This is a genomic window from Psychrobacter sp. TB67, from assembly GCF_000511065.1.
Classification (GTDB): Bacteria; Pseudomonadota; Gammaproteobacteria; order Pseudomonadales; family Moraxellaceae; genus Psychrobacter; species Psychrobacter okhotskensis.
This window is the reverse complement of the sequence record NZ_AYYA01000054.1, coordinates 107110-124373: the sequence shown is the minus strand read 5'-3', so window position 1 is coordinate 124373 and position 17264 is coordinate 107110. Positions and strand designations below refer to the sequence as shown.

The window sequence follows — 17264 nt, the reverse complement described above, 5'->3', positions numbered from 1 at the left end:
CCTTCGGCAAGACGTTGTTGCTTTTCTTCAAAATTTTTGGCGGCATTACCTGTTTGGGTATGTCCCGTCATATTCGGACTTTGCGTGGTTTGCGTCACTGTCATCACCTTTTTTTGCGGCGAGAATTTGCGTTATTTTATAAAAGAAAACAACCACGTTTGGGCGTTATTTTAAGTCTTATAAAAATGATTGCCAATCCTTGTCCATATCAAGAATGTGTGCCCACTATATTTAAGTAATTGCATTGTACAACGCAAGAGAATACTCAAACATAGCAATGTATTTGGGGTCAGTTTTGTGACAGGAGTTTATCGATATACTATGACAAGATGCGAGTGCATCTATAAAAGAGGCTTATTACTTATGAGCGATAGTGTTTATAAAAGAGGCGCTGCTATAGCTAAAGTCATAAAATAATTCTAATAGCCAATACTATTTCATAAGATCATCCGATCTTATAATAAGCTAATAAAAAATATCATAACCGAATATTGTCTTGCATTTAATGCAAGCAATACAACCGCAAAAATCCACACTTAGCGTATTTCAAATAATAAGTTTATCTTAGTCATTGTAGACAGATAAGTCCGGAGACAACATATACAGTTATTAATAATAATCGCTATGATCATCATTTTTGCCATATCATTATCACAAAGAAAATAAAACGACGTAAGCTACCGATAAGTAACCCGTAGTTCTCATTCTCAAGTGCCACGGCAATATCATAAAAGCCGCTCACTGACCAATCAACTGCTATTATATTCAATGGTTTGAGTCCTATTGTCAAGAAAAACTTCTAAAACCCACCCCTAACTATTAGTTATTAAATAATGTACATTCATAAGCATTATTTGCTAAAATCAAACGCTACTGTATTCATATTGTTATTTATCAATGTAAATACTACCCTTAAATAAATGTCTACCTTCATTTTTTACCCCTTAAGAGGATTGCTACTATGGCATACACGTCTACCATACATACCCCTGCCAAGCTGCTTATCAGTATCAGTACTGCGTGTATGATAATGCTGTCAATGAATGCCAGTCATGCTATCCAAGTGTATAAATCGATTGGTACGCATGGCGAAGTGAAGTACAGCCAGCACTCGCCGCAAGAGGGCAGAAATATTGAAGTCATCGAGTTTCGTAGTGACGGTAGACAGAATAATGCAGGCCAGTTAGCAGGAAAGACAGAGGCTAACCAAAACACGCCTACTCAAAGTGCAGAAGAACAGCGGGTGGCCCAACTAGAAGCACGTATCAAGGATCAAGAAGCGCAAGCCAATGCGCAGCGTTGCCAATCACTACGCAATAACTTGACCAATCTAAACGTTGGCGGGCGTATCTATGAGATGGATAGTGATGGCAAACGTGAATACTTAGATGGTCGCGAAATCGAGCTTAAGCGTGAGCGCGTGCAACAAGCCATCACTCAGTATTGTAATGGCTCTACGACCTAGTTTTTATTTAATACGGCACACTACCCTACTTAATTTTTATTGGTAATCAATTGCATGACATGACGAACGGCTGCTGGCATATCTTGCGCTTGTAGCCCGCGCTGTCCAATCAGTAGTGAGCTATTATGCTGGTAATGGTCAGTATCATTCACCAAAGCGTCTCCTGCTAGCGCATGCAGAAGAACCGCTTGGTGCAAGCAGCGCGCTTCGTCTTCTAGATCTTGTTGTGCCAACAGCCCAGCAATCACCCCAGACAATACATCGCCCATGCCAGCGCTTGCCATACCTGCATTACCCAAGCCGCAAACATAAACATGCGCTTGCGAACCCTTCTGCTCTAATATGCTTTGCTCCAGTACCAATGAACCTGCGCCCTTTAGCACCCAATCACCGCCATAAGTGTTAGCACATTGTTTTATAGCTGCCAATCGATCATCTTCTACAATACTAACTTTCTTATCAAGCAATCTAGCCGCTTCACCGCTATGCGGTGTCAAACAAACCTGATGATCTATACTGTGTTGTCGCAGCTGAGCGATGAGTTCGTGCTCCTGACTCTCCATCTGTAACGATGCCAGATGATAAAGGCCGTCAGCATCAATGACCAGTGGCTTCTTCTCTGTTATGGCAGCCTGAACATAATGAATGAAAAGTGCTTGTGCCTTTTCATCACGTCCCAGTCCCATACCAATGGTAACGACGCTAGCTTCCTTAATTAATTTCCTCACCCCTTCTTTATCATGCAAATCGATTGTCATTGCATCTGGTAATGATGTTAATAGGGCGCCATGAAAGGCGTCGTGACAAGCCACAGTAATTTTGCCCGCACCGGTCGCCATGACACTGCTAGCAGATAGAATGGCTGCGCCGCCCATACCTTGTGAGCCATTAATTCGATTACCACCAATGACCAAGACGTGACCATAGCTACCTTTGTAGCTGTTCTGTCGACGAGTATTTAAAGCATGAGCCACAGTTACCAGTGTGGCGGCTGAGTTGCTGAGCTGAGTCGGTATTAACGGTATATCAATCACTTTTCCGCTATAGTCCATACCATCTTTGGTATGTAAGCCAAATTTACGAGCAATCAAACACAACGTTACGTCAGCATGTATAGCAATACGCTCAAATACTTGACCAGTAGAAGCCACTAAGCCACTCGGGATATCAACGGCAATTGCTAAAGCATCATTTAGTTGCGTTATCTTGTTAAAGGCGCTAATAGCCTGCTCATAAACACCTTCAGGTGCACGGTCAAGTCCAATACCAAACAATGCATCGATATAAATATCAGCTGGCGAGTCCGTTTCTCTTATCTCACTTTGACTGGCCCTACTATCCTCAAAGCGTTGGTAAGGCACCTTGGCAGATAGGGCTATTTGTTGCGCTTGCTTAGCATCAGATACAACGTCGTGCTTGTCTGCTTTGTTAAAGGCATTCATTAGATTGTCTGTTTCCAGATCATCGGCAGTATAACCGACTGTGAGGAGTTGTACTTGCCAGCCTGCCTGTTGCAGATAGTAGGCAATAAGCCAACCATCACCGCCATTGTTGCCCTTTCCTACCCAGATACTCGCTCGTTGCTGACAACTATTACGTCGATAAACTTTATGATCAGCTGAGGCACGAGCTTGGAGATATTTTTGCTCATAGAGCCGCTCGATATGCTGCGCCATTTGCCAAGCTGCTTGCTTCATCAGTCCTAAGCTATCATAACCCTCTGCAAACCAAGCTTGCTCCATAGCGTAGACCTGCTCGCTGCTATAGAGCGCTATCGGTCTGGTTGTGTCTGCTAAGAATACTTTAGATTGAGCTTTCATAATGTCCTCTATTATTTTTATTGGTGTTTGATCATATTAAAACTTGCTGGTTACTCGCTTATCTCAGCTTAGCAAAAGCTCACTTTGACGTATGTATCAATATGAAATGTGAGTTTATTTGCTTTTATGCTTGCGCTCTTAGCTCACTGGCTTATCATATCGGTATTCACTCTATCACCTGCTATCACACATGAATAATCCTTCTAAAGCAAACTTGCCTATCTCTGCAACTCAGCAGATATCAGCTCAGCCTAACCCTGCGCCCGAAAAAAAAATTAATGTGAATAATAGCCCAACGTTTGCCACTACCGCAGAGGTAAAGCAATGGATTAAGGCCCAAGCACAGTCTTTAGGATTTGCCGACTGTGGCTTCTTATCCGTACATCATCCTTTATTTACTCAACAAATTGAACAATTGCAACGGTGGCTGGATAAAGGTTATGAAGGCCAATTGCAGTTTATGCATAACAATCACCACCTACGTGCGCATCCTGCCCAACTGGTAGAAGGGGCAAAAACCATCATCAGCGTGCGTATGGATTATCTCACTCAGACACCCACTCCGCGGGCAGTCACTGATAACGATCATCCCAACCAAGGTATCATTGCGCGCTATGCCAGAGGTCGCGATTACCATAAAACCATGCGCAGCCGTTTAAAGCAATTGGCTTTAAAGATAGAAGCGATGCTTGCCGAATGGCAGCATCTGGATATTGGGGCTGACTCGGAATTTATTTTTAGACCTTTTAGTGACTCTGCCCCTATCTTTGAGCGTCCTATTGCAGATGCAGCAGGGCTTGGCTGGACGGGCAAGCATACGCTACTGCTAAACAAACAAGCGGGCTCGTTCTTTGTGCTGGGTGAGTTGTTTATGAGTCTTGAGCTGCCAGATGATGAGCCAGTAAAAGAGCACTGCGGCAGTTGCAGCGCCTGTATTGACATCTGTCCAACCCAAGCGATTGTCGCCCCCTATGAGCTCAATGCTTCTGCCTGTATCTCTTATTTAACGATTGAGCATGATGGGGTGATTGATACCAAATATCGACGCGCAATTGGCAACCGTGTCTTTGGCTGTGATGACTGTCAGCTTATTTGTCCGTGGAATCGCTACGCCAACCTTACAACCGTAGAAGACTTTACACCACGGCATCAGCTTGATAACAGCAGTTTGCTTGAGCTATGGCAATGGCAAGAAGCAGAGTTTATGAAAAAAACTGAAGGCAGTCCCCTCAGGCGTACAGGCTATGTGAACTTTTTGCGCAATATCGCCATTGGACTTGGCAATGCTAACCCCAGTATAGAAATCGTCACTCACCTACGATCGAAGTTAGGCTTGCATAACGACATGCTGGATGAACATATTGATTGGGCACTTAGCGAACAAACTGAGAAATTGAATACTAGAGCGTGTCCTTAATTCAATAGATAAACCTCTAAATGGGCTAAATTTGCTCATGCTAGACACAAAAATGCCTCTTTAATAAGAGGCATTTTTATGTCTATTAAATATGCTAATGCTAATTAAACTTAAGCATTATGGATTAGGAGCTTTAACTGCATCATTACGGCTTAGGAATACGCAATACTTGACCAGGATAGATTTTGTCTGGGTCAGAAAGCATAGGCTTATTGGCTTCAAAGATTTTTGTATAATCACCCGCTGAACCATAAACTTCTTTAGCAATTTTAGAGAGGCTGTCACCAGATTTTACGGTATACATCGTAGATTCAGGGGCATCCTCTTCGATATCGATATTATCAATCACTTTAGCGACGTTCTGAACGTTACCAATAGCGATAATGGCTTTTTCACGGTCAGCCTGAGTTTTAGCATTACCACTGATTTCGGCAGTATCCGTCGAACCATTATATTTAATTTTTAGGTTACTAATATTGAGATTCTGCTGCTGAATGCGACGCAGCAAAATGTTGGCAACCGATTGCGCTGAAGGCTCGCCACTGGCGACTGGTGTACTAGCATCTGCTTTGGTTTCTGATTTAGCATCATGCTTGTCATCATCACGGTTAAAAATCTTATCACCGATGTCTTTTGCAAAACTAAACATACCCATATAATTGCTCCTTGAAGTATTTTTATTCATTATTAATCATTATTATTTTAACGATAATTTTTTAATTATTACCATCATTTGCTATTGCTAGCGTTCTGAGTATAGCAAAGATGTTCCATTTGAATAGTAAGAGTATGTTGAGTAATGTTAAATAAGCCCTGCTTATGTTAATGCTATATTGGCTTTGTTATGCTAAATGACAGTCATAAAAAAACCGCTTATCTATCAAGATAAACGGTAATGTAAAACTTGCTAAATGAATAGCGAATTATAGCTGGGCTTGTACGTAATCGATTGCTTTTTGGACTGTTGTCAATTCAGCTGAATCTTCGTCAGGAATAGTGATGCCAAAATCGCTTTCGAATGACATAACCAACTCAACTAAATCCAATGAATCAGCACCTAAATCTTCCATAAACGAAGCATCGTTATTGATGTCTTCAACGTTCATACCCAATTGCTCAGCTACTGCCGCTTTTACTCTTAGCTCGGTATCATTACTCATGTAGATTACTCCTTTATCATCTATTATTTTTAATAAACTGCGCTAGCGTGATAATTAAACGCTAGCGCCTAGTATATAAAATGGAATTTGCCAGATCAGCATTGCCGTCTGAGTACTCTATGACACGTTATACGTTTTGTCTAATGTCTAGTAAAGCCCTGCTATCATACAGGGCTTTGACGTAAAAGTATTCGTCATTATAACACCCTTTATTATAGTTTACACTCGTTCACACAGTTTTTTATTATAAGTATGTAACGCAGTTTAGCAAACTACATATACATGCCGCCGTTGACAGGAATAACCGCACCAGTGATATAGCTGGCTTCGTCACTGGCTAAGAAATGTACAGCAGCTGCGATGTCTTCTGGCTGACCGAGACGGCTAATTGGCACTGCGTCTAACATCGAGTTTAGTAGGCGCTCATCCAACTCATCAGTCATATCGGTCTCAATCAAACCGGGCGCCACACAGTTGATCGTGACTTGGCGTGAGCCAATCTCACGTGCCAGCGTACGGCTAAAACCTTCGACGCCCGCTTTGGTAGCAGCATAGTTAGATTGACCCGCATTACCCATCTGTGCGACCACAGAGGTGATATTAATAATACGACCACGGCGCGCTTTCATCATACCGCGTACCGCACGTTTACTCATGCGATAAACTGATGTCAAATTGGTATCAATCACATTTTCCCAATCTTCATCTTTCATACGCATTAACAAACCATCTTGGGTAATACCAGCATTATTGACCAATACTTGCACTGCACCATAGACGCTTTCGATCTCTTCAAATAGCTTATCAACCTGTGCGGTATCACGCACATCTAACACACGGCCAATACCACCACTATCATGTAGATAACCGTCAATGAGTTCAGCGCCTTTTTCAGTGGTCGCTGTGCCAATAACAAAATGTCCTTCTTTTGCAAAACGTTTGGCGACGGCCTTGCCAATACCACGACTGGCGCCAGTCACTAGAGTAATCGTACGGCTCATGATAATACCTCCATTAATTTATCAAGACGGGCGGGTTTGTCAGTAGGATAGCTGGTAATCGGTTGCGCTTGACGCTTGGCCAAATTACTCAGTACATTACCGCTGCCACACTCGATTAAAATATTAATTTGTTTATCAGCCAGCTCTTGCATGGTTTTCGACCACAGTACTGGCTCACTTAGCTGCTCGGTTAATGCCTGCTTGATACCCACGGCACTGCTTTCAACGCGCGCATGACGGTTTTGAATGACCGGAATCGTCGCTTGATCAAACTTAATGGCAGCTAAAGCTTCCGCTAAGGCACTACTCGCTGGCTCCATCAATGCACAATGCGATGGCACGCTTACTTTTAGCGGAATGGCTTTTTTGCCAGTATTTTGTACTTTATCAATAACAGCCGTAACGCCTGCCGCATTTCCTGAAACCACAACCTGTCCTGGGCTATTGAAATTTGCCGCGCCAACAACCGCCCCATCAACATGCTCGGTTGCCTGCTCACACAAGTTTTCCACGCGATGATCTTCTAGTCCCAACACTGCTGCCATCGCTGTATCGATACCTACTACGGCCTCTTGCATTAGTTGACCACGCGTATGTACCAATTTCACCGCATCAGCAAGCGATATCACTCCAGCGGCACAAAGGGCGCTGTACTCACCTAAAGAATGACCCGCCAGATAGCAAGGCGCTTTTTTGAATTTTGGTTGTAGAATGCGCCAAATAGCAATACTAGCTGTCAATAAGGCTGGCTGAGTATATTGCGTTTGGTTGAGCTTTTCTTCATCCTGACAAATTGCCCATAAGTCTTCACCAAGCGCAGCACTAGCTTCAGCGAAAGTATCACGAATCTCTGGATAAATTTCAGCAAGCTCGCTGGTCATCCCGAGGGCTTGTGAGCCTTGTCCGGGGAAAAGTATCGCAATGCGGGCTGGCTGTTTTTTTATCATATCGGGTACAGAGGCCATAACCAATATTCCTTATGTAATTGGAAACATCCCTAAAGAAAATGGGGAGTATTGTAGAATTAGAGGCAGTCTAGAGTTATATTTTTGATTGGAGCACTCAGACAGCTCAATATAGGTAAACTATACACTGACCACTACTATTATCATAGCTGATGGAAAAATGAGGCGTTGAAGTAAGATATCTTTTGGCGTTTAACTTTCGATAGTTTTTAGGCATACCAATTTATAAAAACCACTTATAAAAACGACAGGATAAAAATTTAATAGCAAAAAGCCAAGTTATCCCAACACCTAATAAAGGGTAGCGGAATAACTTGGCTTTCGTTAGCTCAAAATGTATTGCCTAATAATAGCAGTGCAAAAAATCGTAGAGTGCCATCAGCACTATCGTATCGTTGCATCACTGATTAAATAGTCAATCAATTAAGCGTCTTGACTGACCTTGAACAGCTGACGGCCACGGTAAAAACCATCTTTAGTCATGTGATGACGACGATGTTTTTCACCGGTGGTAGCATCTACGCTCAGCTCAGCCACTTCCATACGATGGTGTGAACGGCGCATGTCACGACGAGAACGGCTTTTACGACTTTTTTGAACAGCCATGATATAGCTCCTATACTTAAAAGGGATAAGCTTAAAATTCAGCTTTAGTCGATACTGACAGAGGCTATATAATCACAACAACCTAAGTCTTACGCATCATTAGTTAAATAGATTGCCACGTGCATTAAAATGCTAACTACGTCTAAAATCTATAGTCAATTTGCCTAGTCAGTTTTTATCTGCAAGTAACGTGTTGCTAGAATGCAATAAACGGGACATTATACGCATGTTTCATCGATTAATAAAGCCCTGCTTGCCACTCTTCTGCACAAAGCCGATAAAAGGTGTCCTAAATCCGCTAAATGCAGAACTTTACACTTATAGTTTGCCTTTTAACGACGCTAAAGCAGCAAAAGGATTCTCATTTTCTTCCTCTTCTGGTATTTCACCAAACTGCTCAACAGTCATTTCACAGTCATCATGCTTCGGCGCCATGGGTGTTTTAAGCAAAATCTCATCTTCAATCAGTTTCTTCAAAGGCAATAAACGCTCAGGCGATTGCTCAGTGACCACTTCATCAAGCAATAGATAATCTTGCTCTTCGTTAATTAGACGCACTTGGCTCTCATCATCGAGTAGAGCGATATCATAATCATCGGTCAAATTAATATCTACCGGCTGCAAGCAACGCTGACAAGTCAGCCATACATCACCTACTAATTTGAACGATAGGTGTAAGACATTGCTACGACGATATAGATTAATACTAAGCTGAATGTTTGCCTGTTCATGCTCGGTCGTCAATATAGCGGAAAGACGCTCAAAAGTAGCAGGGGCTATCTCCCCTTCCCATTCAAAGCCAGTGTCTTCCCATTTATTGAGGGAGATGTGTTCGGGCATGCTGGTCGATATCGGCGTTTGTATATTGTCAGCGTTAACCACTGACGGCTTACTATCTGGGGTGCTTGACATACGCGGCCTCATTCATCAAAAACGGTGTATAATATTGCCTGCCATACTAACGGAAAGCACCGAATAGCGCTAGCGCTAGTATGTTAAGATTTTTGGTACTAATTTTAGTGCTAGGGCATGTCTTCATTTCAGAAATGGTGGTAAAAATGAGATAAATTGCCGTCAAACAAGAAAAATAGCACAGATAATATCAGGACATTAACCAGCTATTTGACGATGTTTGGCAAGATTTAGCCATTTTTAACCCATTTAAATGACTATCGAGTGAATTGAAGACACGCTTTAGTTCTCAGTTTACGTCTATCTTTATATTGCCTATTACTCGCTTATATCTATAGAGCCCTAGTACTCTCTTTTGTCTTATTTGGTCACCCTTTTATTTATGATATCGCCTGCTACTAATCCTAATTTTTCTGAATTATGGTCGTCTATTGACAAAGATCTTCTGCTCCAGTGTCTGATGAATTTAGAAGATGAAGCGTTAAAATCCTGTTGTAGTACGTCAAAAACTAGCATACCCAATGATAAGACAAACGAAAACCTAAAAGAGTTGGCAGTGCAATGGCAAAATATCTCTAAGAGAGTTGACTCTACAGAAGATAGCGAACAAGCAGCGACTAGCTGGCTTATTGATCTATTTAATACCTTATTTGCCGAACAGCAAGTGATATTAGCTCGCGGTGATGGTGAACCAGAATACTTCCCTGCTCAAGACCAGCAGCCAGCACGAATTGAATTCGCGCATGGATTTTTTGCCAGTGCGCTGCATGAAATGAGCCATTGGTGTGTCGCTGGTAAAGAACGTAGAGGCTTAAGCGACTTTGGCTACTGGTATGCACCTGATGGACGTACGGCCGCTCAGCAGCAAGCGTTTGAGCGTGTAGAGATTAAACCACAAGCCCTTGAATGCTTATTCACTCTTGCCTGTGGCCGCCGCTTTCAAGTCTCTCAAGATAATTTGTTTGCCGACTTCGATACCAGCGGTAGCACTTTTGCTCGGGACGTTTATCTACAAGTTGAAGCTTATATTACTGACCCTCATACATTACCGCGGGATGCTAAAACTTTACTGTGCATATTACTGCAAGTTTGTAACGATAAATCAACCAGTACCTAGCCACTATAAATTTCTATACCTTCCCTTACGGGCATAATTCTAATCCGTTAACGATTTCCTACCCATCGTAACGCCTTGCCAATAAACTTATATGGGCTTTAGGCTATACTGTTAGATAAAGAGTTTCTATTTCAGTCTCAACAGTATGTTAAGTTGATAAAATTTTAATTTATTACTAAAGATATTTTAATAAAAATAATTGATCGACCATTCTAAAAGCCTATAACTCATAATTATAAAATAAGGAATTGTTATGCAAGTACTCTATATCCATCCAGAAAATCCGCAGCCACGTCTTATTGAGCAAGCCGCTGACTTATTGCGTAAGGATCAGTTGATTATCTATCCAACCGATACCAGCTATGCTTTTGGGTGTCGTCTAGGTGCCAAAGATGCGCTAGAAAAGCTCAAGCAAATACGCGCACTTGATGAAAAGCATCAATTTACCTTGCTATGTCGTGACCTAAGTGAGATTGCCAATTACGCTGCTGTAGACAATGTACAATTCAAACAGCTCAAGGCACACACCCCTGCCCCTATCACATTCATTTTAAATGCCACCAAAGATGTGCCGAAGAAGTTAGCACACGCGAAGAAAAAAACCATTGGTATCCGCGTACCGAGCAACCCTATCGCTCAAGCGCTTTTAGAAGCCATGGATGAGCCTATTTTAACCAGCTCATTAATATTACCGAATCGTGATGACATACTTGATGATCCATTCGAGATAGAAGATTTGTTAGGCAACCAAATAGATGGTCTCATTAATGCTGGTATCAAAACGACCAAACTTACCACTATCGTTGATATGACTAGCGGCAAACCTGAAGTTATCAGACAAGGCGCTGCCAACGTCGATTCATTACTGCTCTAATAAATGAATAATGTGATTAACCAAATTTAAGACATAAAAAAAAGCTCCAATTAATTGGAGCTTTTTTTATCTTACGAGTAGCGTATAAAATTAGTCGCGATCAACCAATTCTACATAAGCCATTGGCGCATTATCACCATCACGGTGACCGCATTTTACGATACGCAAATAACCACCTGGACGCGCTTGGTAACGAGGACCTAACGTGCCAAATAATTTGCCTACCATAGCTTTGCTACGCATACGGCTAAACGCTAAACGACGATTAGCAACGCTGTCTTCTTTAGCCATAGTGATTAATGGCTCGGCAACGCGACGTAACTCTTTTGCTTTTGGTAAAGTTGTTTTGATCAGTTCATGCTCAAATAATGAGTTGGTCATGTTCTGAAACATTGCCTTACGATGACTGCCGGTACGACCCAGCTTGACTCCACTCTTACGATGGCGCATAGTCAAAAATCCTTAAAGTTTAACGGCTACGATAAGAAAAGCGATCATCAACACGTAAATCAGCTGGTGGCCAGTTATCTAGGCGCATACCAAGCTCCAAATCTTTAGACGCTAACACGTCCTTGATTTCCGTTAATGATTTCTTACCAAGATTTGGGGTTTTAAGTAGTTCAGTCTCTGAACGCTGTACCAAATCACCGATATAGTAAATGTTTTCAGCTTTCAAGCAGTTGGCTGAGCGAACCGTTAGTTCAAGATCGTCCACAGGGCGTAATAGCACCGGATCAACCTCTTCTTTTTCTTTCACAGGCTCAGGCGCTTCTTCAGCTTCTAGGTCAACAAAGATAGAAATCTGTTGTTGTAAAATAGTGGCTGCTTTACGAATTGCTTCTTCTGGATCTATAGTGCCATTAGTTTCAAGCTCAATGATAAGACGATCAAGATCAGTACGTTGTTCTACACGTGCGTTCTCAACCTGATAAGCAACACGAAGCACAGGACTAAAACTTGCATCAAGTTTTAAGCGGCCAATTGCTTTCGTATCACCATCTTCACGGCGCTGGTTTGCTGGCTCATATCCACGACCCATTACTACACGCAAACTCATCTTAAGATGACCACGGTCGCTTAATGTACCTAATACCAATTCTGGATTGATAATATCTACATTATGCGGTAACGCGATGTCTGCGGCAGTAATAGTGCCTGGACCTTGTTTATCCAAGGTCAAAAATACTTCATTTTGGTCATGAAGCGTGATGGCCAGGCCTTTTAAGTTCAAAAGCAGGTCAAGCACGTCTTCTTGCAATCCTTCAAGCGTTGAGTATTCATGGTCAACACCATCAATCTCAGCTTCAATGACTGCAGCACCAGGTAATGAAGATAACAAGATGCGACGTAAGGCATTACCTAGGGTATGCCCAAAGCCGCGTTCTAACGGTTCGAGCGTGACTTTCGCAATCGTTTCGTTAACCGTGTCCACGTTAATGGCATTCGGCGTTAGAAACTCAGTTGCATTTAGCATCATGATGTCACCTCGATTTATTTAACTGGTTTAATTAACGCTATTTAATCAATGTTATTATTATAACATTGATTAATACGTCAGTTATTTAGAGTATAGCTCAACGATCAAGCTTTCGTTGATTTCAGCAGGTAGATCAATACGATCAGGTGCTTGTTTAAAAGTACCTTGTAGTTTGCTGTGATCAACATCTAGCCATTCTGGAATACCACGTTGTGTCGCCAGTTCAATAGCGTTTTTGATACGTAGTTGTTCGCGAGACTTCTCTTGGATAGCGATGACATCACCATCTTGTAGCTGAATTGATGGAATGTTCACACGAACAAACTCATCACGGCCAGCTTTTTTTACCATAACAGTACGATGACTGACTAGCTGACGTGCTTCAGCGCGCGTTGAGCCAAAGCCCATGCGATATACCACGTTATCTAGACGACTCTCAAGCATTGCTAGTAGGTTTTCACCTGTAGCGCCACGCTTACGAGCAGCTTCTTTATAGTAGTTAGCGAACTGACGCTCAAGTACACCATAGATACGCTTAACTTTCTGCTTTTCACGCAGCTGTAGAGCATATTCTGAGGTCTTGTTACGGCTTACACCATGTTGACCTGGTGGACGACCAGCTTTCTTAGTTTTAACGTCGTATGGTTTAACGCCAGACTTAAGACCTAAGTCCGTACCTTCACGACGTGATAATTTTAGTTTTGGTCCAATATAGCGGGCCATTGTTATGTCTCCTATAAGCTTTTGGGATAAAAAGCTTCGTCTTTAATATTAGACGCGGCGCTTTTTCGGCGCACGGCAACCATTGTGTGGGATTGGGGTTACATCAGAGATGCTGTTGACTTTATAACCCAATGCACCTAGTGCTCTTACCGCAGACTCACGACCCGGTCCTGGTCCTTTGACCAAAACGTCGATATTCTTAACACCATATTCTTGAGCCGCTTTACCAGCGACTTCAGCTGCAACCTGCGCTGCAAATGGTGTAGATTTACGTGAACCACGGAAGCCTTGTCCACCTGAAGTGGCCCAAGCCAATGCATTACCCTGACGATCGGTAATCGTAACAATGGTGTTATTAAAAGACGCATGGATATGGGCTATGCCCTCCGATACTGAACGACGAGCCACCTTTTTGCGACTGCGAGTGTCTTTTGCCATCTTTTAGCTTCCTAAGTTAATTATCTTTTGAGAGGGCGTGTCGGACCCTTACGAGTACGAGCGTTATTCTTGGTGTTCTGACCTCTAACTGGTAGGTTACGACGATGGCGGATGCCACGGTAACAACCGAGATCAACTAAACGCTTGATATTCATTGACACTTCACGACGAAGATCACCTTCCGTCATGTAATTTGCAACTTGTGCACGGATAGCATCTAACTGTGTATCATCTAACTGACTGACTTTAGTAGTAGGGGCAATGCCAACTGCTTCTAAGATTTTCTGAGCAGTGGTACGGCCTACACCAAAGATGTAAGTTAATGAAATAACAGCATGCTTATTATCCGGAATGTTTACGCCGGCAATACGAGCCATTGATTTCTCTCCATTAAAGAAAAATAAGCTTTATTTATCAATAAGGCTTTAATTTTCAGATTTTTTGCTGTCAATACTAAAGCTTCTATAATTATTATCGCTGTTTTGACTTGTGAATAAGTCCGTTCATTGACGCTATTATAAAAGTTTTTGCATAAACTACGGCAAGTGGCGGATGATATCGCATCCGCCGTTGTTTTTCAAGTATTAATTTAACTAGTAGGTTGAGCGTGTTGCTTTACCCTACTCAAATATTAACCTTGACGTTGCTTGTGGCGCGGTTCTGCTGTACAAATAATATGTACACGGCCTTTACGGCGTACAACTTTACAGCTACCACAAATCTTTTTAACTGATGCTTGAACTTTCATAGCATACTCCTTTGAGATATCGTACCGCTCATTTAAGGTTGAGTGGGCGATTGAATTAACGTCTGATCATGATATTGATGGGTCATCAAATGCGCTTGAATTTGCGAGATGAAGTCCATTACCACAACCACCATAATCAGTAGCGACGTACCACCAAGTTGAAACGGTACACCAAACGATGACTGGACGACCATTGGCATTAAACAAATAACCGTAATATACATCGCGCCAATAAAGGTCAGTCGGTTTAATACATGATCGAGATAACGCTGAGTTTGTTGTCCTGGGCGAATACCTGGGATATACGCACCACTACGTTTAAGGTTTTCTGCCACTTCACGCGGACTAAATACCAAAGCCGTGTAGAAATAACAGAAGAAAATAATCATTGCACCGAACAGTACTAAATATAGCGGTTGCCCTGGGGACAATACCAATGCCATATTTTGCAATATTTTTTGTACAAAGGTAGGATCAGTTGATTGACCAACCCACTGCCCTAAACTTGCTGGAAATAACAATAGCGAACTGGCAAAAATGGCTGGGATAACCCCTGCCATGTTAAGCTTCAACGGCAAATGTGATTGCTGCTGCGCATAGATCTTACGACCTTGCTGTTGCTTCTGTGCATAGTTTACTGGTACACGTCGCTGCGCTCGTTCAATATAGACGATACCCGCGGTAACCGCGATACCTAGCAGTACAAAAATAAAGAGCACAATCAAGTTCATTTGACCTTGATTGACCTGTTCAATAGATTGCGAAATCATACCTGGCGTACCAGCCACAATACTGGCAAAAATCAGCATTGAAATACCATTACCTACACCACGCTCTGTAATCTGCTCACCAAGCCACATCAAGAACATAGCGCCTGCGACCAATGAAGTCACGGCTGGAATATAAAAAGTCAAACCAGAAGATAGGGTAAGATTTTGGCTGATTAAGCCAGCACACATTCCTAATGACTGTACTAGGGCTAAAGCAAGTGTCCCTTGACGGGTATACTTATTTAGCTTGCGTCGTCCTGCTTCACCTTCTTTTTTGAGGGCTTCAAGCGATGGCAACACTGCAGACATCATCTGTACGATAATAGATGCAGAGATATATGGCATGATGCCAAGTGCCATGATGGACATACGCTCTAGCGCACCACCTGAGAACATGTTAAACATGCTCAGAATGGTATTTTCGTTGCGCGAAAACAGATCAGCCAAATTAACGGGGTTAATACCCGGTACCGGAATGTGTGACCCTAAACGATAAACAATCAATGCGCCGATTAAGAATAATAAACGCGTCCATAGCTCATCATACTTACGTATAAAAGCAAATGGATTGAGCGGTATACCAGCCGATGACATTGATTGTTTTGACACGTTACTACTCCTCGATGCTACCACCAGCAGCTTCGATTGCTTGCTTAGCGCCTTTAGTCACTTTGATACCTTTAAAGGTATAAGCTTTGGTCACTTCGCCTGATAACATTACACGAGCACGCTTCATATCATGACGGATAAGGTTGGCAGCTTTAAGTGTTTCAATGCTGACAACATCGCCTTCAATTTTGTTCAATTCAGACAGACGAACTTCAGCAGTCGTCATTGCCATTCTACTGGTAAAACCAAATTTTGGTAGACGGCGATATAAAGGCATTTGACCACCTTCAAATCCTGAGCGTATGCTAGAACCTGAACGAGATTTCTGACCTTTTACACCACGACCACCAGTCTTACCAAGACCTGAACCGATACCACGACCACGACGTTGGGCAGTTTTCTTTGCGCCAACACCTGGTGATAATTCATTTAATCTAAGACCCATTACGCTTCCTCCACTTTTACCAAGTAGTTAACGCGATTGACCATACCACGAGTTGAAGGAGTATCTTCTACTACAACAGAATGATTAATACGGCGTAAACCCAATCCTTTCAAGCATGCTTTGTGGCTCTTTAGGCGATGGGCACCCGATTTCAATTGAGTGACTTTCATTTTTTTCATCGTAACTCACCTAGTCTAAGTTAACCCAAGATTTCGTCTACAGATTTACCACGTTTCGCTGCCATCTTCTCTGGAGTTGACATATCACGTAAACCGTTAAACGTAGCGCGAACCACGTTAGCAGTATTGGTAGAACCATAACATTTAGTCAAAACATCTTTGACACCAGCAACTTCTAACACAGCACGCATTGCGCCACCAGCGATTACGCCAGTACCTTCAGATGCAGGCTGCATGTAGACTTTACTAGCACCATGACGTGCTTTGATCGGATGATACAAAGTTGCATCGTTGAGCTCAACAGTAATCATATTGCGTTTAGCAGCTTCTAGTGCTTTTTGAATAGCAGCTGGCACTTCACGTGCTTTACCACGACCAAAGCCAACGCGGCCATTGCCATCGCCCACTACGGTTAACGCAGTGAAAGAGAAAATACGACCACCTTTAACTACTTTTGCAACGCGATCAACGGTAACTAAGCGTTCTACTAGACCGTCAGTCTGTTCATTTTTATCATTTTTATCATTTCTAGCCATGA

21 protein-coding genes are annotated in these 17264 nt (G+C 42.4%); 4 read left to right on the top strand and 17 right to left on the bottom strand.

Annotation, left to right across the window (positions count from 1 at the left end; all coding sequences use genetic code 11):
• The first annotated feature begins 961 nt into the window (after positions 1–961).
• Positions 962–1465 (top strand): DUF4124 domain-containing protein, encoded by a 504-nt coding sequence (locus tag W293_RS0109520; protein WP_025652205.1) that lies wholly within the window; start codon positions 962–964, stop codon positions 1463–1465.
• Positions 1466–1494: 29 nt separating this feature from the next.
• On the opposite strand, the gene W293_RS0109515 is transcribed toward W293_RS0109520, so the two are convergent.
• A complete protein-coding gene (locus W293_RS0109515) occupies positions 1495–3285 on the bottom strand; it encodes a bifunctional ADP-dependent NAD(P)H-hydrate dehydratase/NAD(P)H-hydrate epimerase (RefSeq protein ID WP_025652204.1) in 1791 nt (596 codons plus the stop codon).
• 190 nt (positions 3286–3475) lie between these two features.
• On the opposite strand from W293_RS0109515, the gene queG reads away from it, so the two are divergent.
• Positions 3476–4702, top strand: a complete 1227-nt coding sequence (queG, locus tag W293_RS0109510; protein WP_025652203.1) for a tRNA epoxyqueuosine(34) reductase QueG — start codon at positions 3476–3478, stop codon at positions 4700–4702.
• Positions 4703–4847: 145 nt separating this feature from the next.
• Here the strand turns inward: queG and lysM are convergent, their stop codons facing one another.
• From lysM to W293_RS0109480, 6 genes are all read right to left on the bottom strand, one after another.
• Positions 4848–5357, bottom strand: coding sequence for a peptidoglycan-binding protein LysM (lysM, locus tag W293_RS0109505; protein ID WP_025652202.1), 510 nt, complete (start codon positions 5355–5357; stop codon positions 4848–4850).
• A 268-nt stretch (positions 5358–5625) separates the two neighbouring features.
• Positions 5626–5862: an acyl carrier protein gene (acpP, locus tag W293_RS0109500; RefSeq protein WP_025652201.1), complete on the bottom strand. Its 237-nt coding sequence runs from the start codon at positions 5860–5862 to the stop codon at positions 5626–5628.
• Between the two features lie 272 nt (positions 5863–6134).
• Positions 6135–6869, bottom strand: coding sequence for a 3-oxoacyl-ACP reductase FabG (gene fabG, locus W293_RS0109495; RefSeq protein ID WP_240990841.1), 735 nt, complete (start codon positions 6867–6869; stop codon positions 6135–6137).
• Positions 6860–7828 (bottom strand): ACP S-malonyltransferase, encoded by a 969-nt coding sequence (gene fabD, locus W293_RS0109490; protein ID WP_025652199.1) that lies wholly within the window; start codon positions 7826–7828, stop codon positions 6860–6862. The genes fabG and fabD overlap by 10 nt, the downstream gene beginning before the upstream one ends.
• Before the next feature lie 423 nt (positions 7829–8251).
• Entirely contained in the window at positions 8252–8434 is a 183-nt protein-coding gene (gene rpmF, locus W293_RS0109485) for a 50S ribosomal protein L32 (protein WP_010196743.1), read from the bottom strand.
• Between the two features lie 318 nt (positions 8435–8752).
• Positions 8753–9346: a YceD family protein gene (locus W293_RS0109480; protein WP_025652198.1), complete on the bottom strand. Its 594-nt coding sequence runs from the start codon at positions 9344–9346 to the stop codon at positions 8753–8755.
• A gap of 382 nt (positions 9347–9728) precedes the next feature.
• Here W293_RS0109480 and W293_RS0109475 point away from each other — a divergent pair, with 382 nt between their 5' ends.
• Together W293_RS0109475 and W293_RS0109470 are read left to right on the top strand one after the other, a co-directional pair.
• Positions 9729–10463, top strand: coding sequence for an elongation factor P hydroxylase (locus W293_RS0109475; protein ID WP_025652197.1), 735 nt, complete (start codon positions 9729–9731; stop codon positions 10461–10463).
• A 253-nt stretch (positions 10464–10716) separates the two neighbouring features.
• Entirely contained in the window at positions 10717–11337 is a 621-nt protein-coding gene (locus tag W293_RS0109470; RefSeq protein ID WP_025652196.1) for an L-threonylcarbamoyladenylate synthase, read from the top strand.
• A 90-nt stretch (positions 11338–11427) separates the two neighbouring features.
• Here W293_RS0109470 and rplQ read toward each other — a convergent pair whose 3' ends face one another.
• The 10 genes from rplQ to rpsE form a co-directional block, all read right to left on the bottom strand.
• The gene (gene rplQ, locus W293_RS0109465) at positions 11428–11787 is read right to left on the bottom strand and encodes a 50S ribosomal protein L17 (protein WP_025652195.1); all 360 of its coding nucleotides are present in this window, start codon (positions 11785–11787) and stop codon (positions 11428–11430) included.
• Between the two features lie 19 nt (positions 11788–11806).
• Positions 11807–12814: a DNA-directed RNA polymerase subunit alpha gene (locus W293_RS0109460; protein WP_025652194.1), complete on the bottom strand. Its 1008-nt coding sequence runs from the start codon at positions 12812–12814 to the stop codon at positions 11807–11809.
• Positions 12815–12895: 81 nt separating this feature from the next.
• Positions 12896–13537, bottom strand: a complete 642-nt coding sequence (gene rpsD, locus W293_RS0109455) for a 30S ribosomal protein S4 (protein WP_010196731.1) — start codon at positions 13535–13537, stop codon at positions 12896–12898.
• A 48-nt stretch (positions 13538–13585) separates the two neighbouring features.
• On the bottom strand, positions 13586–13975 hold the full coding sequence (gene rpsK / locus W293_RS0109450) for a 30S ribosomal protein S11 (protein ID WP_010196728.1): 390 nt from the start codon (positions 13973–13975) through the stop codon (positions 13586–13588).
• Between the two features lie 20 nt (positions 13976–13995).
• A complete protein-coding gene (gene rpsM / locus W293_RS0109445; RefSeq protein ID WP_021813384.1) occupies positions 13996–14352 on the bottom strand; it encodes a 30S ribosomal protein S13 in 357 nt (118 codons plus the stop codon).
• A 254-nt stretch (positions 14353–14606) separates the two neighbouring features.
• Positions 14607–14723 (bottom strand): 50S ribosomal protein L36, encoded by a 117-nt coding sequence (rpmJ, locus tag W293_RS0109440; RefSeq protein ID WP_010196721.1) that lies wholly within the window; start codon positions 14721–14723, stop codon positions 14607–14609.
• A 32-nt stretch (positions 14724–14755) separates the two neighbouring features.
• Positions 14756–16087, bottom strand: a complete 1332-nt coding sequence (gene secY / locus W293_RS0109435; protein ID WP_198015437.1) for a preprotein translocase subunit SecY — start codon at positions 16085–16087, stop codon at positions 14756–14758.
• Between the two features lie 19 nt (positions 16088–16106).
• Complete coding sequence (gene rplO, locus W293_RS0109430) at positions 16107–16547, bottom strand: 50S ribosomal protein L15 (protein ID WP_010196716.1); 441 nt, start codon at positions 16545–16547, stop codon at positions 16107–16109.
• Positions 16547–16726 carry a 50S ribosomal protein L30 gene (gene rpmD, locus W293_RS0109425; RefSeq protein ID WP_025652192.1) on the bottom strand — a complete coding sequence of 60 codons (180 nt, stop codon included), beginning with the start codon at positions 16724–16726 and terminating at the stop codon, positions 16547–16549. Before rpmD ends, rplO begins: the two co-directional genes overlap by 1 nt.
• Before the next feature lie 20 nt (positions 16727–16746).
• Positions 16747–17262, bottom strand: coding sequence for a 30S ribosomal protein S5 (gene rpsE, locus W293_RS0109420; protein WP_010196711.1), 516 nt, complete (start codon positions 17260–17262; stop codon positions 16747–16749).
• Positions 17263–17264 lie beyond the last annotated feature (2 nt).